The 19,300-nt window shown below is 70.5% G+C and carries 15 protein-coding genes; 6 read left to right on the top strand and 9 right to left on the bottom strand.

Annotation, left to right across the window (positions count from 1 at the left end; translation table 11 throughout):
* The first annotated feature begins 4 nt into the window (after positions 1-4).
* The 4 genes from ACWEMY_RS20055 (at position 5) to ACWEMY_RS20040 (ending at position 5,727) form a co-directional block, all read left to right on the top strand.
* Complete coding sequence (locus ACWEMY_RS20055) at positions 5-2,779, top strand: circularly permuted type 2 ATP-grasp protein (RefSeq protein ID WP_452391232.1); 2,775 nt, start codon at positions 5-7, stop codon at positions 2,777-2,779.
* The gene (locus tag ACWEMY_RS20050; RefSeq protein WP_452391231.1) at positions 2,776-3,672 is read left to right on the top strand and encodes a transglutaminase family protein; all 897 of its coding nucleotides are present in this window, start codon (positions 2,776-2,778) and stop codon (positions 3,670-3,672) included. The genes ACWEMY_RS20055 and ACWEMY_RS20050 overlap by 4 nt, the downstream gene beginning before the upstream one ends.
* A 3-nt stretch (positions 3,673-3,675) precedes the next feature.
* A complete protein-coding gene (locus ACWEMY_RS20045; protein ID WP_452391230.1) occupies positions 3,676-4,743 on the top strand; it encodes a zinc-binding metallopeptidase family protein in 1,068 nt (355 codons plus the stop codon).
* 99 nt (positions 4,744-4,842) lie between these two features.
* Positions 4,843-5,727, top strand: a complete 885-nt coding sequence (locus ACWEMY_RS20040; RefSeq protein ID WP_452391229.1) for a bile acid:sodium symporter family protein — start codon at positions 4,843-4,845, stop codon at positions 5,725-5,727.
* Here ACWEMY_RS20040 and ACWEMY_RS20035 read toward each other — a convergent pair whose 3' ends face one another.
* From ACWEMY_RS20035 to ACWEMY_RS20005, 7 genes are all read right to left on the bottom strand, one after another.
* On the bottom strand, positions 5,728-6,519 hold the full coding sequence (locus ACWEMY_RS20035; protein WP_452391228.1) for an ABC transporter ATP-binding protein: 792 nt from the start codon (positions 6,517-6,519) through the stop codon (positions 5,728-5,730).
* Positions 6,516-7,577, bottom strand: a complete 1,062-nt coding sequence (locus ACWEMY_RS20030) for a taurine ABC transporter substrate-binding protein (RefSeq protein ID WP_452391227.1) — start codon at positions 7,575-7,577, stop codon at positions 6,516-6,518. Before ACWEMY_RS20030 ends, ACWEMY_RS20035 begins: the two co-directional genes overlap by 4 nt.
* A complete protein-coding gene (locus ACWEMY_RS20025) occupies positions 7,574-8,428 on the bottom strand; it encodes an ABC transporter permease (protein WP_452391247.1) in 855 nt (284 codons plus the stop codon). Before ACWEMY_RS20025 ends, ACWEMY_RS20030 begins: the two co-directional genes overlap by 4 nt.
* Before the next feature lie 156 nt (positions 8,429-8,584).
* A complete protein-coding gene (locus tag ACWEMY_RS20020; protein WP_452391226.1) occupies positions 8,585-9,301 on the bottom strand; it encodes a type 1 glutamine amidotransferase in 717 nt (238 codons plus the stop codon).
* Positions 9,298-10,533: a MurT ligase domain-containing protein gene (locus ACWEMY_RS20015; protein ID WP_375932810.1), complete on the bottom strand. Its 1,236-nt coding sequence runs from the start codon at positions 10,531-10,533 to the stop codon at positions 9,298-9,300. Before ACWEMY_RS20015 ends, ACWEMY_RS20020 begins: the two co-directional genes overlap by 4 nt.
* 46 nt (positions 10,534-10,579) lie before the next feature.
* Positions 10,580-12,241, bottom strand: a complete 1,662-nt coding sequence (locus tag ACWEMY_RS20010; RefSeq protein ID WP_452391225.1) for a hydroxysqualene dehydroxylase — start codon at positions 12,239-12,241, stop codon at positions 10,580-10,582.
* Positions 12,242-12,485: 244 nt separating this feature from the next.
* Entirely contained in the window at positions 12,486-13,415 is a 930-nt protein-coding gene (locus ACWEMY_RS20005) for an EamA family transporter (RefSeq protein WP_452391224.1), read from the bottom strand.
* A 71-nt stretch (positions 13,416-13,486) separates the two neighbouring features.
* Here ACWEMY_RS20005 and ACWEMY_RS20000 point away from each other — a divergent pair, with 71 nt between their 5' ends.
* The gene (locus ACWEMY_RS20000; RefSeq protein WP_452391223.1) at positions 13,487-14,386 is read left to right on the top strand and encodes a LysR family transcriptional regulator; all 900 of its coding nucleotides are present in this window, start codon (positions 13,487-13,489) and stop codon (positions 14,384-14,386) included.
* A gap of 56 nt (positions 14,387-14,442) precedes the next feature.
* On the opposite strand, the gene ACWEMY_RS19995 is transcribed toward ACWEMY_RS20000, so the two are convergent.
* Both ACWEMY_RS19995 and leuA read right to left on the bottom strand, forming a co-directional pair.
* Positions 14,443-16,143 (bottom strand): nucleotide-binding protein, encoded by a 1,701-nt coding sequence (locus tag ACWEMY_RS19995; RefSeq protein WP_452391222.1) that lies wholly within the window; start codon positions 16,141-16,143, stop codon positions 14,443-14,445.
* Positions 16,144-16,419: 276 nt separating this feature from the next.
* Positions 16,420-18,219 carry a 2-isopropylmalate synthase gene (leuA, locus tag ACWEMY_RS19990; RefSeq protein ID WP_375932824.1) on the bottom strand — a complete coding sequence of 600 codons (1,800 nt, stop codon included), beginning with the start codon at positions 18,217-18,219 and terminating at the stop codon, positions 16,420-16,422.
* A 272-nt stretch (positions 18,220-18,491) separates the two neighbouring features.
* Between leuA and ACWEMY_RS19985 the strand changes: the two genes are divergently transcribed.
* Positions 18,492-19,253 (top strand): sulfite exporter TauE/SafE family protein, encoded by a 762-nt coding sequence (locus ACWEMY_RS19985; RefSeq protein ID WP_452391221.1) that lies wholly within the window; start codon positions 18,492-18,494, stop codon positions 19,251-19,253.
* Positions 19,254-19,300: the final 47 nt, after the last annotated feature.

The raw sequence follows: 19,300 nt of genomic DNA, 5'->3' as shown, positions 1-19,300 counted from the left end.
CAGGGTGCCTGATCGACTGGACCGTCCCCCGGGCGTGCCGACCCTGCATCAACAGGTGGCCGAGCAATTCGCCCGGTACCGGGCGGCAGGCGACGCCGACGCGCGGTTCGACGGGTGCGGCAGGCCGACGGCCGGGTACTACGACGAACTGGTCGACAGTCACGGCCGGGTGCGGGCGATGTGGTCGGAGCTGTCGGCGGGGTTCGCCGATCAGGGTGTCGCCGGGATCGGGCGCATCGAGGACCGGGTGCGCAGGCAGATCGAGGACGACGGCGTCACCTACACCGAGGTCGGTCTCGGTGACGACGCCGCGACCGCCTCGCCCTGGCGGCTCGACCCGATCCCGCTGCTGGTCTCGGCCGACGACTGGACCCGGCTGGAGAGCGGGCTCGTGCAGCGCTCGCAGGTGCTCGACGAGGTGCTCACCGATGTGTACGGACCGCGCAGGCTGCTGAGTTCGGGACTGCTGCCGCCGGAGATCGTGTTCGGCAGCACCGGGTATGTGCGGGCCGCGCACGGCATCACCATTCCCGGCACCCACCAGCTGTTCCTGCACGCCTGCGACATCAGCCGCTGGAGCGACGGACAGTTCCGGGTGCTGGCCGACTGGGCGCAGGCGCCCTCGGGCGCGGGGTACGCGCTGGCCGACCGGCGGGTGGTGTCGGAGGCCATTCCCGAGGCGTTCGAGCACGCGATCCCGCGCCCGCTCACCCCGTTCGCGCGGGCCATGCGGCTGATGCTCGAGGAGGCCGCGCCCGAACTGGCCGACGGCGAGGAACCGGTGGTGGTGGTGCTCAGCCCCGGCTCGCACTCCGAAACCGCCTTCGACCAGGCCTATCTCGCGCAGACGCTGGGTTTCCCGCTGGTCGAGAGCGCCGATCTGGTGGTGCGCGACGGCGCGCTGTGGATGCGCTCGCTGGGCAGCCTGGAACGCGTCGATGTGGTGTTGCGCCGGGTCGACGCCGAGTTCTCCGATCCGCTGGACCTGCGCGCGGATTCGCGGCTCGGCGTGGTGGGGCTGGTCGAGGTGCTGCGGCGCGGGGCCGTCACGGTGGTCAACACGCTGGGCAGCGGACTGCTGGAATCGCCCGCGCTGAGCGCGTTCCTGCCGCGGATCGCGCGCTCGGTGCTAGGCGAGGACCTGCTACTCGACGGCACGCCCGCCTACTGGGGCGGCGACGACACCGAACGCGCGCACCTGATCGGCCATCTCGACCAGCTGGTGGTGCGGTCGGCTGTCGACGGGACGACGATCGTCGGGCCCACCCTGTCCTCGGCCGAACGCGGCGAACTCGCGGCCCGGATCGAGACCGAGCGGTGGAAGTGGGTGGGCCAGGAGCCCGCCGAGTTCTCCGTCGCGCCCGCCGTGGAAGGGGCCACCGGGCTGGCGCCGGTGCCGGTCGGTATGCGGCTGTTCTCGCTGGCCAGGCGCGGTGGTTACACGGCGATGGCCGGTGGGCTCGGACAGCAGTGGATGCGGCTGGAACCGAGCCGCACCGTGATCAAGGTGGCCGCCAAGGACGTGTGGGTGCGGGCGGCTCCGGCGGTGGCCGCCGCGGTCGGCGCGGAGGCGCCGCACGAGGAACGGCTGCGTCGCGCGGTGCCGGTGGTGGAGGCGGTGAGCTCGCCGCGTGTGCTCAACGACCTGTTCTGGATGGGCCGCTACAGCGAACGCGCCGAGGCGGTCGTCCGGCTGCTGGCCGCCACGCACGACATCTACCAGGACTATCGCTACCGCCCCTGGCACGACGGCGCCGAGGGTCTGCCGATCCTGATGCGCGCGCTGTCGCTCACCACCGGCACCACCGCGCCGGAGTCGGTGCTGCCGCACGAGACGCCCACCGGCCCGGCGCCGATCGCGCAGATCCAGCTCGGCCGGGGCGAGGACCAGTCCGGTGAGCCGGACGCGGACACCGACGCGGCGGTGCCCGAGCCGGGTGACCTCACCGCGCAGGTCCGGCGGGCGGTCGCGGGCGCCTCGGCGGACGGATTCGACTACCTCGCATCGCTCACCGGTGACCGCAACCTGCCCGGGTCCCTGTCCTACGCGGTCGACCACTACGGTTCGGCCGCGCGCGCCGTGCGTGACCAGCTCTCGGCCGACACCTGGATGATCCTCGGCGCCGTCGACCGCGCCCTCGCCGAATTCCGCGGGGCCAGTGCCGAACAGGAGAACGCCCTGTCGGCGGTGCATTCGCTGACGCTGGCGGCGCTGCTGTCGCTGTCGGGGATCGGCGCGGAATCGCTGGTGCGCGACACCGGCTGGTACGTCATGGATATCGGCAAGCGGATCGAACGCGGACTCGGGCTGGCGGCGCTGCTGAAATCGACGCTGGCGCAGTCGAACCCGCCCGAGGTGGACGCCGTGGTCGCCGACGCCGTCCTGGTGGCTACCGAGTCGGCGGTGAGTTACCGGCGCCGCCATCGCGGTTCGGCACACGTGGCCGCGCTCGCCGGGCTGCTGCTGTTCGACGCGGGCAATCCGCGCTCGCTGGTGTATCAGCTCGACCGGCTCGAAGCCGACTTCCAGGCACTGCCCGGCGGTTCGGGCGCCACGCGGTCGCAGCGGCTGCTGGCCGACGCCCAGCGCATGCTGCGCCGCGTCGACCCGGCCGAGCTGGAGAACACCGACCCGGCCGGAATCCGCACCGAGCTGGTGGAACTGCTGGAGGGGGTGCACTTGCGGCTGCGCAAGCTGTCGGAGTCGTTCGAGGCGACCAAACTCGCGGTGCCCGTGGGTATCCAGCCGCTGTGGGGTAACACCAGGATGGTCGGATGAGCAGGCGCTACCGGGTGGTGCACCGCACCACCTACCGCTACTCCGACGAGGTCACCAGCTCCTACGGGCGTGCCTTCCTCACCCCGCGCGCCTTCGCCGGGCAGCGGCTGCTCGAACACGACATCGTCATCGATCCGGTGCCGTCGGACCGGTCGGTGGGCAATGACGTCTACGGCAACGCGACCACCTTCTTCCACGTCACCGCCGAACACCGGACGCTGGAGGTGACTGGGGAATCGCTGGTCGACGTCGACGGCGAGCACCCGTCCACGCTGGCCGGCGCCGATCTCCCGTGGGAATCGGCGCGTCCGGGCGCGACCACCGGCCCGCTGGCGGTCGAGTTCACCCTCGACCTGCTGCCCCCGGAGATCACCCCGGAGGTGTTCGACTACGCCGCCAAGAGTTTCGCGCCGGGGCGGCCGCTGCTGGAGGCGGTCACCGAGCTGAACACCCGGATCAATCGCGATTTCCGCTATGTCTCCGGTTCCACCACGGTCAGCACGAGCGTGGCCGATGTGTTCGCCGCGCGCGAGGGCGTCTGCCAGGATTTCGCCCGCATCGGCGCGGCCTGCCTGCGTTCGCACGGGCTGGCGGCGCGCTATGTGTCGGGCTATCTGGCCACCGATCCGCCGCCCGGCAAGGAGCGCATGGTCGGGGTCGACGCCACCCACGCCTGGGCGGCGGTCTGGCTGCCCGGCACCGATCCCACCGACCGCACCGGTCGCTGGATCGCCTTCGACCCCACCAACGACCAGTTCGCCGACGAGCGGTACGTGACCGTGGCGTGGGGCCGCGACTACCAGGATGTTCCCCCGCTGCGTGGCATCATCTACACCGACGCCAAACAGTCCACGATCACGGTCTCGGTCGATGTAGCCCCGGTGGAGGTGTAGGTCTTGCGTGATTTCGTGTGCCCGAACTGCGGACAGCAGCTGGCGTTCGAGAATTCGGTGTGCCTGTCGTGTTCGAGCCCGCTCGGGTTCAGCCTGCGGGAACGCGCCCTGGTGGTGATCGGTGATCCGCCGGGTGCGGCGGCCGTCGATCCGGTGGGCGGGGTGGTCGACGGCGACCGGTTCCGGCTCTGCGACAACCTGCATGTGGCGCAGTGCAATTGGCTGGTCTCCGACGAGTACGGCGCGCCGGGCCCGAAGCTGTGCGCCTCCTGCGCGCTCACCCGCACCCGCCCCAACGACGCCGACACCGCCGGGCTGGCCGCCTTCGCCGAGGCCGAGGCGGCCAAGCGACGTCTGATCTTCGAGCTGGCCGAACTCGGGCTGCCGATCGTCGGCCGCGACGCCGACCCGCACGGCCTGGCCTTCGACCTGCTCTCCAGCCGCACCGCCGACGTGCTGACCGGGCATGTCGACGGCGTGGTCACCCTCGACCTGGCCGAGGCCAACGACCCGCACCGCGAGCAACTGCGCATCGAGATGGCCGAGCCCTATCGCACGCTGCTGGGCCACTTCCGCCACGAGATCGGCCACTACTACTTCCCGGTCCTGGTCACCGGTGCCGACGCGCTCGCCCGCTTCCGCGAACTGTTCGGCGACCCCGACGCCGACTACCAGGCGGCCCTGGACCGCCACTACTCCCAGGGCGCGCCCGCGGGCTGGGACAACGACTACGTGTCCTCCTACGCCACCATGCACGCCGCCGAGGACTGGGCCGAGACCTTCGCCCACTACCTGCACATCCGCGACACCCTCGACACCGCCGCGGCCTTCGGCTTCGCCCCCGCGGGCGCCACGCTGGACCGTCCGCAGGTGGGCCGGGCGGGCTTCGACAAGATCATCGAGCTGTGGTTGCCGCTGGCCTGGGCGCTGAACATGGTCAACCGCTCGATGGGCCACGACGACCTGTATCCGTTCGTGCTGCCGGACCGGGTGCTGGAGAAGATGCGGTTCGTGCACGATCTGTGCACCGATGCCAGCACCTCGGCCACGGCGGTGAAGGCCACCGCCTAGAGCGGACAAACCCGGCATTTCGGGTACGGTGTGGGGTGTCGGCGGCTATCCTCCCGGTTTGAGACCAACGCGTCTCAGAACCCGCTGGATGAGGATGCTATGAACACACCCTTGGTCACCGTCGGACTCCCGCTGGCGCTGGCGGTGATCATGTTCGGCCTCGGGCTCTCGCTCACCGTCGCCGACTTCACCCGCATCGCCAAGACCCCGCGCGTGGTCGCCATCGCGCTGATCTGCCAGGTCGTGGTGCTGCCGGTCATCGCGTTCGGGCTGGTGCTGGCCTTCGGGCTGCCGCCGATCCTGGCCGTCGGCATGATGCTGCTCGCGGCCTCGCCCGGCGGGACCACGGCCAATCTGTTCAGCCACCTGTTCCGCGGGGACGTGGCGCTCAACGTCTCGCTCACGGCGGTGAATTCGGTGCTGGCAGTGGTCACCGTGCCGCTGGTCACCAACTTCGCCATCGACTACTTCGAGCCGTCCGGCGGGGCCGACGCGATCGGCTTGCAGATCGGCAAGGTGGTGCAGGTGTTCGCTATCGTGCTGGTGCCCGTCGCGCTGGGCATGCTGGTGCGGCGCTGGTCGCAGGATTTCGCCACCCGGATGGAACGCCCGGTGCGCATCGGCTCGGCGGTGACGCTGGTGCTGGTGATCGTCGGCGCCATCCTCAGCGATAGCGGCGCCGACGACGCGCTGGCCGACGTCGGCGTGATCACGCTGGTGTTCTGCCTGATCAGCCTGACCATCGGCTACCTGGTGCCACGCCTGCTCGGCATCCGCACCCGGCAGGCCATCGCCTGCTCGATGGAGGTCGGCCTGCACAACAGCACCATCGCGATCACCATCGCGCTCAGCGTCATCGGCAGTACCGAGATGGCGATGCCCGCGGCCGTCTACGGCGTGGTGATGTTCCCGCTGGCGGCCGGTTTCGGCTGGCTCATCACCCGGCCGTGGCTGCGGCGACGGGTACCCGCGCCCGCCGAGTGATCAGGCGTGGGCGGCGTAGATGTGGCGGGCCAGTTCGTCGCGCAGGGCGATGAATCCGGGGTCGGCCCGGACGGTGTCGAAGTCGGCGCCGGGCTCGAAGCCGGGCGTCACATCGTGCACGATCCGGCCGGGCCGGGTGCCCATCACCAGGACGCGGGTGCCGAGCAGGATGGCCTCCTCGATGCCGTGGGTGACGAACAGGACCGTCTTGCGGCGCTCGCGCCACAGGCCGAGCAGTTCGCGTTGCAGGCGTTCCCTGGTGAGCGCGTCGAGTGCGCCGAAGGGTTCGTCCATCAAGACGATGCCCGGATCGTTGATCAGCACCCTGGCGATCTGCGCGCGCTGCTGCTGACCGCCGGAGAGCTCGTAGGGCCTGCGGTCGCCGAGCTCGTCGAGACCGACCAGCTCGAGCAGCCGCTGGGCCTCGGCGCGACGCGCGTCCTTGCGCACCCCACGCACTTTCGGGCCGAACTCGACATTGCCGCGCACCGTCAGCCACGGATACAGATTCGCCTGCTGGAACACCACCCCGCGATCGGGATCGGGCCCGGTGACCACCCGCTCGCCCACCCGCACCTCGCCCGAGGTCGGCGCGAGGAAACCGGCCAGGATATTGAGCAGCGTCGACTTGCCGCACCCGGACGGGCCGACGACACAGACGAATTCGCCGGGCTCGATGGTGAGATCGGTCGGCGCGAGCACCGGCACGTCACCGTCGGGACCGGGGTAGCTCTTGCACACCCCGGTCAGCGTCACCCGCTCGGCGTCGCCGGTCGCAGGCCCGGTGCTCACGAGGCCGCGCCCGCCGCGGGGGCGACCGCGATGCCGTCGCGGTACTGCTGCTCGCCGCCGACCGCGGTGACGCCACCCTGGCTCAGCAGGAAGCGCGCGGTGCCGGTGAGGTCGGCGGCGAAACCGCCACCGAGATAGCGCGGTCCGGCCTGCTCGGCGGCGGGCAGGTACTGGTATCCGGCCAGCTGGGGGACGACCTGGTCGGGCGCGATACCGAGTTGCGCGCCGATCGAGACGGCCGCGTCGGCATGCTGGGTGCGCAACTGCTCGACGGCGTAGTTCTGCACCTTCGCCCAGACGGTGGCGAACGCGGCATTGGCGGCGAGGAACTTCTTGTCGGCGATGGCCACGTCGTAGGTGGGCGCACCGGCGGCCGCGGTCTCGGCGCTGCTGGTGAGCACCGTGCCGCCCGCGGCGGTCAGCTTGGACAGGGTCGGGTCCCACACCCAGGCGGCATCGATCTGGTTGCCCTGCCACGCACCGGGAATCGCCTCGGGCTGCAGGTTGATCAGCTCCACCTGACCGGTCAGCCCGGCCTTGTCGATGGCGGCGAGCAGGCTGTAGTGCGCGGTGCTGCCGAACGGTGTGGCGACCTTCTTGCCGCGCAGCCCGGCCAGCGTGGTCACCGACTTGTCCTTGACCACCAGTGATTCCGAGGTGCCGATCACGTCGTGGATCCACACCACCTGCACCGGCAGGTTCAGCGGCGCGGACAACGCCTTGGTCGCCGGGCTGGAACCGAGTGTGCCGATATCGAGGCTGCCCGCGCCGAAGGCCTGCACCACATCCGCGCCGGAGGCGAACTGGCTCCAGGTGATCTTCGCGTTGGGCAGGCACACCTGCAGCAGATCGCGGTCCTTCACCAGCAGGTCGCCGTTGGGAATCGCCTGATATCCCAGCCGCACCGTGCTGGTGACGCTGGTGTCGGCGGCGAACGGGCAGCTCGCGGCCGCGGCGCCGGTGTCACCGCGCCCCGATTCCACGCACCCCGCGGTGACGGCGAGAACGGCGGTGAGCGCGGCCGAGGTCGCGACGACCTTGCGCACAGTGGTTGTCATGCTTTGCCTTTCCAGGGAACAGCTTTGGTGCCGAGAAACGCGATCACCGCGTCCAGCAGCAGCGCCGCCACGCCGATCACGATGATGCAGGCGATGGTGAGCGGCGTATTCAGTTGTGTGCCCGCCACATAGGCGAGCCCGCCGATGCCGGGAATGCCGTTGTTCAGTTCGGCCGCGACCACGGTGGTCCACGCGAACGCGGTGGCGATGCGGATGCCGCTGATGACATTCGGCAGGGTCGCGGGCAACACGACCAGCGCGATCACCTGGGCGCGCCCGGCGCCGAGCGAGCGGGCGGCGTGGAGATAGTCCTGTTTGACGCCGAGTACGCCGTCGAGGGTGGCCACGGCGATCGGCGGGAAGGCGGCCAGGAACAGCAGCCAGATCTTGGAGGTGTCACCGATGCCGAACCACACGATCAGCAGGCCGATGTAGCCCAGCGGCGGCAGTGCCCGCAGGAAGTTCAGCACCGGCTCGGTGACCCACCGCACCGGCGCGACCATCCCCATCACGAACCCGACCAGCGGCCCGATCACGATCGCCGCCCCCACACCCACGGCGATCCGCTGGATGCTGGCCAGCAGGTGCTCCCAGAGGTAGTAGTTCTGCTCGCCGACCACCCAGCGATCCACCCCGTCGGCGATCCGATGCGTGCTGTTGGCCCGCACGAACGCCTCCCACACGGCCTTCGGCGACGGCAGATACAGCGGATCAACCAGCCCGGCGCCGGTCACGACGCTCCACCCCAGCAGCACGATCCCCACCGCCACGACCCCGGCCAGCACCGACCGCCCCCGCCGCACCCGAGCCCTGCTCGCCTCCCGTTGCCCGGCGACCCCGGCCGTCACCACTGCGGTCACCCGACTCACCTCCACCTCCGGTGCCCCGGCGGTCGCGGCACATGCGAGGCCCGACGCTATCGGCGCACGCGGCGGCTCAGCGAGGGTAAAAGTCGCCCTGAGCCGAATGCCGATGCCGTGTCGTCGGCAGCGTCGCTGGTCTGCTGATCAGGCGCGGAGGCGTTCTCGGCGGAGGCGGTCGACTTCGGGGAGGTCGAGGGGGGCCAGGTCGGTGGGGAGGATGTTCAGGGCCTGGGCGATGAGGAGGTCGGCCAGTTCGGGGTTGCGGGCCAGGGCGGGGCCGTGCAGGTAGGTGCCGATGACCGAGCCCTGGACCACACCCTCGGTGCCGTCGCCGACGCCGTTGCCGACACCGCGGGTGACGCGGGCCAGGGGCGCGGCGTCGGGGCCGAGTTTCGTGCCGCCGCGGTGGTTCTCGAAGCCGGTGAGCGGGGCGGACAGGCCGGGGATCAGGGGGGTGGTGGTCACTTCGCCGATCGCGCGCAGGTCCTGCGGGGAGGTGGTGACGTCGAACAGGCTCACGCCGTCGACCTTCTCGCCCGCCGAGGTCTCGTACCAGTTGCCGAGCACCTGAATGGCCGCGCAGATGGCCAGCACCGGTGCGCCCTTGGCGGCGGCCTGCTGTAGGCCGGGGTACTTCTGCAGGTGGCGGGTGGCCAGGCGCTGGGCGGAGTCCTCGGCGCCACCGAGGGTGTAGATGTCGAAGGAATCGGGCACGGGGTCGGCCAGGGTGATGTCGATGATCTCGGCGTCGTAGCCGCGCATGCGCAGCCGCTGACGCAGCACCAGGGCGTTGCCGCCATCGCCGTAGGTGCCCATCACATCGGGCAGCACCAGGCCGATACGGATGGTCGACTCGCTCACTTGCGTGCCTCCAGGTCGCGGTTGAGATCGCGGAACGCGGTGTAGTTGGCCAGCACCTCGACGTGCCCGGCGGGGCAGGAGGCGATGGCGCGCAGCGGATCGGGGATGAGGGTGTGCTCGACGCCCGCGTAGGTCAGGCGCACGGCCAGGTCGGTGGCGCGTTCGCCCGCGGCGACCACCTGCACGCCCTCGAAGTGCTCGAAGCGCACGTCCCACAGCCAGGACAGGTCCTCGCCGTCGGGCACCTGCCCGTTCACCGCGATCACCAGCCCGGCCGAGGTCGGCTCGATCATCGACAGCGCTTCCTGCCAGCCCGCCGGATTCTTGGCCAGCAGCAGCCGCGCGTCGTGCTCGCCGACGGTGACGGTGCGGTAGCGGCCCGCGATCTCGCGCACGGTGCCGGTGGCGTCGGTCGCCTTGGCGGGCGAGGCGCCCAGCGCCACCGCCGCGGCCACGGCCTGCGCGGCATTACCGCGGTTGGCGCGCCCGGGCAGCGCCAGGTGCAGGGCCGCGCGGAAGCCGTCGGGCCCGCACAGGTCCTCGCCCTCGAGCCACCACTGCGGTTCCGGACGGTGGAAGTCGGCGCCGGTCGAGCGCCAGTTCTCACCCTCCCAGACGATCGGCTCACCGCTGCGCGGGCAGCTGGTGGCGTCGACGGCCCAGCCGCTGCCCGCCGACACCCACACCACGTTCGGATGGTCGTAGGCGATCGAGGCGACCAGCACGTCGTCACAGTTGGCGATGACGACCGCGTCGGGATGACGCTCGAGCCCCGCGCGCAGCTTGCGTTCGATCATGTTGATCTCGCCGACCCGGTCGAGCTGGTCGCGGCTCAGGTTGAGCAGCACGATCGCGGCCGGGTCCAGCGCGTCGCTGACGTGCGGCAGATGCAGTTCGTCGACCTCGATGGCGGCCAGCGCCACCCCGGGATGCAGGCTCAGCGCGGCGACGATGCCCGCGTCCATATTGGCGCCGTCGGCCTGGGTGGCGACCGCGCCGAGGGTGCCCAGCGCCGCGGTGGTCATCCGGGTGGTGGTGGATTTGCCGTTGGTGCCGGTGATCAGCACCGTGCGCCTGCCCCGCCCGAGCTGCGTCATGATCGACGGATCGATCTTCAACGCGATCAGGCCGCCGATCATCGAACCCTTGCCGCGACCCGCCTTCTGCGAAGCCCACGACGCTGCCGCCGCCGCTCGCAAGGCCAGGCGCCCACGCACCGAGATGTCTGCCACGCCGCGAGTCTATGTGCGCGGTGTTACGGGCGGTGTAACCGGCGTTCTACTCGTCGAAGAGGTTGGGCAGGCCGTGGGCGTAGCGGTCGGCGTCGATGGCGCGCAGGGGTTCGAGTTCGGGGGTGCGGCGCAGGCGGAATGTGGTGCAGCGTGGTGCCGGGGAGCCTGCCACGTCGAGCAGCGCGTTGACGGCCGCGCGGGCGGACTCGTTGGCGCCCTCCATGGTCGCCAGGTCCACATCGGTGCGCACGTAGTCGCCGGCCAGGAAGAGGTTCTCGATCGAGCCGTGTGGTTCCGGGCGTGCGTCCCAGGAGCCCGCGGTGTTGATGAGCAGCGGGTCGGCGTTGGCGTTGCGGCTGCCCTGCCAGGTGATGCCGGGGTCGAGGAACCAGGAGTGCACGTCGACCGGACGCAGCAGTTGCTCGCGATCGTTGAGATGTTCGGCCAGCTGCGCCCACACCTCGCGGAAGATCTCCTCGTGGGTGCATTCCTCGGCGGGCTTGCCGTAGAGGATTCCCGGGGTGTGCCAGTCGGAGATGTCGACCGAGAGGCAGTCGGCCACCGTGCCGTCGCCGAAGGTGTTCAGCTTCTGCGTCCACAGCTGGTTCTGGCTGATCGAGGTGAGCGACCACGGGGAGTCGACGAACGCGGTGTGCCCGCGCGAGATGTTCAGTGGGGAACGGAAATAGATCTGCAGGCCGTTCATCCAGTCGACGAACAGCCGTTCGGTGGCCGCGAGTTCCGGTGCGGCGGCGAGCACCTGCGCCGACCAGAGTGTGCGCGCCTGCTCGACCGGCAGCGCGACGACGAAGTAGTCGGCCTCCACCGTGCGCCCGTCGCCGATGCGCGCCCCGCTGACGCGCCGGTCGCGCATGGTCAGTTGCTCGACGCGCGCGCCGAGCTCGAACCGCACGCCCAGGCCGCGCAGGTGCCGCACCCAGGGGTCGATCCAGGCGGTGTTGGTGGTGTTGTCGAGCACCCGGTCCAGGCCGCCGTCGTTGCCAAGGCCCAGCGGATTGCCGAGGAACTGTTCGCCCATGCCGCCGATGGTGCGGGTGCTGGCGAGGTCTTCCTTGGCGGCGACCATGATGCTGGTCAGCGAGCGCGAGACCAGCGCGCGGAATTCGTGCGAACGTTCGTGGCCGCGCACGAAGTCCTGCCAGGAGGTGTGTTCCCACTGGCCGAAGCGGCGGGCCTCGCAGCTGCTGTTGAACACCAGCAGCCGGTTGGCGAAGTAGGCCGCCTCGGCGGGCGGCATCTTCGACATGGTGGTGATGGTGCCCGCGAGGGTCTCGCGGATCGCTTCGGGCGTGGTCGGGGCGGTGATGCCGTCGGGCAGGGCGAGCATGATGTCGTCGGCGTCGCGGCGGGAGAACCGGGCCTCGGGCACGGAGATCAGGTTGGACCACACGCCGTCGGCATTGCCCGCGACCGGAATCCGGCGCATCGTGTCGGGCAGGTTCTGATAGAAGCCGGGGAAGAAGCGGAAGCCGTGCTCACCGGGCAGATCGGGCCTGCCGTCGCGGCCGGTGCCGGGGACCGGGATGCTGCGCGCCTTGCCGCCGAAGGCACGTGCCTCGTAGACGGTGACCTCGAACCCGCGTTCGGCCAGCTCGTGGGCGGCCGTCAGCCCGGCGACACCGCCGCCGAGCACCGCGACCCGTCGTCCGGGGGGTACGCCCAGCGCGATGCCCGGCGCTCCCGCCATCGCCCCTGCCGATACCGCCCCCGCTGCGACCGTGCCGCGAAGAAACGTCCTTCGCGAAACGGGCCACCGCTGTTCCGCCATACGCTGTTCAGCTGCCTTGTTCGAGTATTGCTTGCAATTTGCTACCACTGTAGAGCGCGGCGAAAAGCGGGCCGCAGGGTACCGACCGGTCGCCCGGAAACGCATCGGACGATCGGCACACATGCTAGCCATACGCTTCATCGATCGTCCGCCGAATCGGACATCAGACCCCGGCGAGGCGGGGGCGCGGTTCCGGCTCCTGGACGGGTGCGGCGCGCCGGGTGCTCGTCGCGGCGAAGGCCCCGCCGATGACGATCACCCCGCCGAGCAGCGCCGCCGCCGACGGCTGCTCGCCCAGCGCGAGCCAGGCCGCCGCGATGCCGACCACCGGCACGAGCAGCGACAACGGCGCCACCGTGCCCGCCGGATAGCGGCTCATGAGATACGTCCACAGCCCCGATCCGCAGACCGTCGCGAGCACGGCGATATAGGCCAGCGCGACCAGCGCGGGCCATCCGGCGGCGGTGGTGACGGCGGTGCCGAGCGCGCGGAACCCGGTGCCAGGGCCCTCGACAAGCATCGACAGCGCCAGCATCGGCAGCACCGGCACCACCGACATCCACAGCGTGAGATGCAGCGGGTCGAAGCCGGGGGAGTCCGCACCCGCCTGCCGGGCACCGATGTTCCCGAACGCCCAGCCGAGGCCACCGGCCAGGGTGAGCAGCACCGGGAGCAGGGTGGCGGTGGCGAAGCGGTCGGCGGCGATGATCGTCATCCCGGCCACGGCCACCGCCAGCCCCGCGAGTTGCACCGGCCGCAACCGTTCGCGCAGCAGCACCGCGCCGAGGACGACGGTGAACGGCGCCGAGGACTGCAGCACCAGCGAGGCCAGCCCGGTCGGCATGCCCACGCGCATGGCGGTGAACAGGAAGGCGAACTGCGCGATGCCGAATCCGGCGCCGTAGAGCAGCAGCCACCGGGTCCGCACCGCCGGGCGCGGGACGAAGACCAGCACCGGGATCGCGATCACGGCGAAGCGCAGGGCGACGAAGAAGAAGGGCGGGAAGTGGTCGAGGCCGATCCGGATGGCCAGGAAATTCAGGCCCCAGAGCACGACGACGGTGAGGCCGAGCAGGCGGTCGCGGGTGGTCACGCACTCATCGTGCGGTCGGCGAAGCATCAGGACAATCGAATAAAAATGCACCGATAACGTAGATTTACTTCATGTTCTCCATCGAGCGGCTGCGCATCCTGCGCGAACTCGCCGACCGGGGCACCGTCGCCGCCGTGGCCGAGGTGCTGTCGATGACACCGTCGGCGGTCTCCCAGCAACTGAAGGTGCTCGCCAGGGAGGCAGGCGTCGCCCTGCTGGAACCCGACGGGCGCCGCGTGCGGCTCACCGACGCGGGCCAGGCGCTCGTGCTGCGTGCCGACGACGTCCTCGCCGCCATGGACCGCGCCGTCGCCGAGATGGCCGGCTACCGCGGCTCCCCGCGCGGCCAGGTGCGGGTGGCCTCGTTCCCGTCCGGTGCCGCGCTGCTGCTCCCGCTCGTGCTCAGGGCGCTGGAGGGCACCGGCGTGGAGATCGTGGCGGGCGACGAGGACCTGCCACCGAGCGAGGCGCCGAAACTGCTGGCCGACTACGACATCGTGCTCACCCACCGCGACGAACGCGCGCCGTCCCTGGCCGGTCCGCGCATCGCCGCCCGGGTGCTCGTGCGGGAGCCGATCGATGTGGTTGTCGCGCACGATCATCCGCTGGCGGCGCGGGAATCGGTGCGCGCCGAGGAACTGGCCGAGGAGACCTGGGTGAGTGTGCGCGGCGGGTTCCCCGTCGACGACGTGCTCGAATCGATCGCCACCATCACCGGGGTCCGGCCACGGATCGCGCAGCGGCTCAACGATTTCCGGGTGATCGAGACCCTGGTGGCCTCGGGCTACGGTGTCGCGCTGATGCCGCGCTGGGCGGTCGCGCATCCGGGGTTGTCGGTGCTGCCGCTGGCTGGAGTGCGGGCGGCACGGGTCTACGAGATCGTCACCAGACCGCAAGCCGACCGACGGCCCGCCATCGCGACGGTGCTCGACGCCTTCGAGGGCGCGGCGCGGGCAGTGAGCGCGGGATGACCTGTTGACGAGGCCGGTCGCGAGCGGGCTGAGTGTCCGTTCGCGACCGGCTCCGATCAGTACTGTCCCGGCTGGTACTGCGGCTGCTGCTGGCCCGGGTACGGCTGGCCGGGCTGGAACTGCGGCTGACCGTGGTAGCTGAAATCGTCGGCCACCATGGCGGCCAGCTCGAGCAGGGCGCGCCGGGTGGGCTTGCTGACCAGCTCGAGGTCGATCTCGGCGCCCTCGGCGAGGTGATCGTCGAAGGGGACGATCTGCACCGCGCGGGTGCGGTCGAGGAACAGCTTGCGCAGCTGGTCCAGGTCGACCGTCGAGGCGCCGCGCCGCGAGGCGTTCACCACCACGACCGTGCGTTCGACGAGCTTGCTGTAGCCGTGGTGATCGAGCCAGTCCAGCGTCGCCGAGGCACTGCGCGCGCCGTCGATCGCGGGGGAGGTGACCAGCACCAGCGAGCTCGCCATGTCCAGCACGCCCGACATCGCCGAGTGCATCAGACCGGTACCGCAGTCGGTCAGGATGATGTTGTAGAAGGACTGCAGGATGCCGATCGCTTTGCGGTAATCGGCCTCGCTGAAGGCCTCCGACACGGCCGGGTCCTGTTCGGAGGCGAGCACTTCCAACCGGCTCGGCGCCTGCGAGGTGTGCGCGCGGACATCGGAGTAGCGGGTGATGCTCTGGTCCTCGAGCAGGTTGCGCACCGTCGAACGGGTCTGGCGCGGCACCCGGTGGGCCAGGGTGCCCAGGTCGGGGTTGGCGTCGATGGCGATGACGCGGTCGCCGCGCTGGGAGGCGAAGGTGGAGCCGAGACCGACCGTGGTGGTGGTCTTGCCGACGCCGCCCTTGAGCGAGAGGATCGCGATCCGGTAATCGCCGCGCACCGGCTGGTTGACCCGCTCGGCCAGGTCGCGGTGCACCACGTCGGCGGCCGACTCACCCGGGTTGATCACGCCACCGGAGACCTTGTGCACGGCCCGGCGCCACCCGCTGCGCGGCGCCTTGCGGGCCCGCTTGAGCAGGTTCAGGTCATTGACCGAATGCCCCGGCTGACCGGGCGCGGGCACATGCTGCGGCTGGAACGGCTGCTGCTGCGGCGGCGGACCACCCTGCCACTGCGGCTGACCCGGCTGCTGGGGCGCGGGCTGACCGGGCATCATGCCCGGGCCACCGGGCACCGGCTGCATACCGGTCTGCGTGGGTGGCTGGTACATCGGCGGCGGCGGGGGAGCCCAGCTGTAGATCGGCTCGCCCTGCGGGTCCTGCGGCGGTTGCTGCTGCTCCTGGCCAGGGAACTGGCCCTGCGCCTCGGCGCCCGGATACGGCTGCTGGCCCGCACCGGGGAACTGCTGCTCGGCGCCCGGATACTGCGGGGGCACACCGGGGTACGGCTGCTCACCGCCCTGCGGCGGCGCGGGCCACGGCTGCTCACCACCGGTCGGCGGGGGCCCGGGCCAGGGCTGCTCGGCGGCCTGCCCCGGCTGGCCCAGGCCGGGCCACGGCTGTTCGGTGCCCGGCGCGGGCTGACCCGGCCCAGCGGCCACCGGGTGCGCGCCACCGCTTTGATGGGGGTCCGGCGACGGATAACCGGGCGGTGCGAACGGGCCCGGCGCGAAACCGCCCGGCTGGAACACGGTCTGCTCGGCCAGGCCGATCTGCGGTTCCTGTTCGGCGCCCGTAGGCTCCTGCGCTTCCCCGGCCCCGGCAGCCGATTCGGCTGCGGCACCGGCCTTCTCGGGATTGTCCTCGGTCGCCGTCTGCACACCGGCGGTACCGGACGCAGCGTCGGCCGTGTCAGCCGACGGACTCTGCAGCCAGGGCGGAGAGGTCGGATTATGGTCGTTGTCGGTCACAGTTCCCCCACTTGCTCGATCGGCTCGAGCACGGAAAGTCGGCCTGAATGTGCAGTTAAAACGCTAGCACGGAGCTAATGGGCACGCCGGGGGTGATGGTGGCCCCGAAGTTTGCCCGCCGAAGGTCGACATGACGAGGGCCGGGTCGCGCTGGTGGCGGACCCGGCCCTCGTCGGCTGCCGGTTTCTAGCGGGCGGCTGCCCGGTTGACGGCTGAGACGACCGCGCGCAGGGACGCGGTGGTGATGGAGGTGGCGATGCCGACGCCCCAGACGACCTTGTCGCCGATGGCGACCTCGACGTAGGCGGCGGCCTGGGCGTCGTCGCCCGCGGACATGGCGTGCTCGCTGTAGTCCAGGACGCGCACGTCGAAGCCGACATTGGCGATGGCGTCGACGAAGGCGGCCAGCGGGCCGTTGCCGGAGCCGGTGATCTCCTGCTCGGCGCCGTCGACCTTCACGGTGGCCACGATGGAGTCGACGCCGCCGTCGGTCTCGGCCGCGGTGACGATCTGCTTGATCCGCTCCAGCGGCAGGATCGGGTTCAGGTATTCGGTGGCGAAGACGTCCCACATCTCCTTGGGCGTCACCTCGCCGCCCTCACCGTCGGTGATCGCCTGGATGGCCTGGGAGAACTCGATCTGCAGGCGGCGCGGCAGCACCAGCCCGTGATCGGTCTTCATGATGTAGGCCACGCCGCCCTTGCCGGACTGCGAGTTCACCCGGATGACGGCTTCGTAGGTGCGGCCGACGTCCTTCGGGTCGATCGGCAGGTACGGGACCTCCCAGACGATGTCGGCCACGTCGGCGTTCTGCGCGTCGGCGGTGGCCTTCATCGCGTCCAGGCCCTTGTTGATGGCGTCCTGGTGGCTGCCGGAGAACGCGGTGTAGACCAGGTCGCCGCCGTAGGGGTGGCGCTCGGCCACGGCCAGCTGGTTGCAGTACTCGACCGTGCGGCGGATCTCGTCGATGTCGGAGAAGTTGATCTGCGGGTCGATGCCGCGCGAGAACATGTTCATGCCCAGCGTCACCAGGCAGACGTTGCCGGTGCGCTCGCCGTTGCCGAACAGGCAGCCCTCGATGCGGTCGGCACCGGCCTGGTAGCCCAGCTCGGCGGCCGCGACGGCGGTGCCCCGGTCGTTGTGCGGGTGCAGCGACAGCACGATCGAATCGCGGCGGGCCAGGTTGCGGTGCATCCACTCGATCGAGTCGGCGTACACGTTGGGCGTGGCCATCTCGACGGTCGCGGGCAGGTTGATGATCAGCGGCTTCTCCGGCGTCGGCGCGATGATCGCCGAGACCGCGTCGCAGACCTCACGGGCGTAGTCCAGCTCGGTGCCGGTGTAGGACTCCGGGCTGTACTCGTAGCGCCACTCGGTGTCCGGGTACTTCTGCTCGATCTCCAGGCACAGCGCGGCGGCGTCGGTGGCGATCTTCTTCACCGCGTCGCGCTCGGCGCGGAACACCACGCGACGCTGCAGGATGGAGGTGGAGTTGTAGAAGTGCACGATCACGTTCGGGGCGCCGTTGCACGCCTCGAAGGTGCGCTCGATCAGCTCCGGACGGCACTGGGTCAGCACCTGGATGGTGACGTCGGCGGGGATGGCGCCGTCCTCGATGATCTCGCGGACGAAGTCGAAATCGGTCTGGCTCGCGGCCGGGAAGCCGACCTCGATCTCCTTGTAACCCATCCGCACCAGCAGGTCGAACATGCGGCGCTTGCGGGCGGGGCTCATCGGGTCGATCAGCGCCTGGTTGCCGTCGCGCAGGTCGACGGCGCACCACGCGGGCGCGCGGTCGATGATCTTGTCGGGCCAGGTGCGGTCGGGCACCGAGATGGGCTCGACCTCCTCGGCGAAGGGCCGGTACCGGAAGGCCGGCATCGAGGAGTTCTTCTGGTTGTTCCAGGCGGGCTGGTCGGCCGGTGCGGGTTTGCCGGGGGCCGTGATGGTGCGCGAAGCGGATACGAATGCGTCAGCCGAGGACATGCAAGTTTCTCCGTGGATGTGAGTGGATTCCCTGGTGGGAGCGGGTCGACCGGCGCGTTGGAACCCCGCGACGGGAGCCGGTCCGTATCAGAACCCGTCGCGGCGGCCGAGAAGAAGTGCCCGCTGCATGATCCTTCGAGGATACCGCGTACCCCATCCGGCGGGTAAGCGGCCTGGAGAAACCGGCCGGTAGCAACCGGGCGGTACGGTTTCAGCGAAACGCACGCTCGTACGGACCATCGCGTCCGACGAGACGGCACAAAGGAACTCGCATGACTTGGTTGGAACAACTCCTGGTCCTGGCCGCCGGTGTCGCGGCCGGTGGCATCAACACGATCGTCGGATCGGGCACGCTGATCACCTTCCCCACGCTGCTGGCGTTCGGGCTGCCGCCGGTGACGGCGAATGTGTCGAACACGATCGGCCTGGTCCCCGGCTCGGTGAGCGGGGTGATCGGCTACCGGCGCGAACTGGAGGGACAGCGGTCGCGACTGCTGCAACTGGGCACCGCCTCGCTGCTGGGTGGCATCACCGGCGCGGTGCTGCTGCTGATCCTGCCCGCCGAGGCGTTCAAGGCGATCGTGCCGGTACTGATCATCGCGGCGCTGATCCTGGTGGTGGTGCAGCCGCGCCTGGCCGCCTGGGTCAAGCAGCGCCGGGGTGAAGACGCCCCCGCGCCCGCGCACGGCGGGCCGATCCTGCTGGTCGCGGTGTATTTCACCGGCGTCTACGGCGGCTACTTCGGTGCCGCCCAGGGCGTGCTGCTGCTTGGCCTGCTCGGGGTGTTCGTGCACGAGGACATCCAGCGGCTCAACGCGGTGAAGAACGTGCTGGCGCTGATCGTCAACGCGGTCTCGGCGACCATCTTCATCGCGATCGCCGAGGTGAACTGGCAGGCGGTGGCGCTGATCGCGATCGGCTCGATCATCGGTGGTCAGCTCGGCGCGCGGGTGGGCCGCAAGCTGCCACCGAACGTCTTGCGCGCGGTGATCGTGGTGGTGGGCACCATCGCAGTGGTCCGCCTGCTCAGCTGAGTTGTTGGAGCGCTGGCGCGCTCGAGGTCGCGGCCCCTGGAGGGCCG

This window comes from Nocardia sp. NPDC004415 (genome assembly GCF_053602435.1).
Note: the sequence above shows the minus strand (reverse complement) of the source record. Positions and strands in the feature narration are given on the sequence as shown.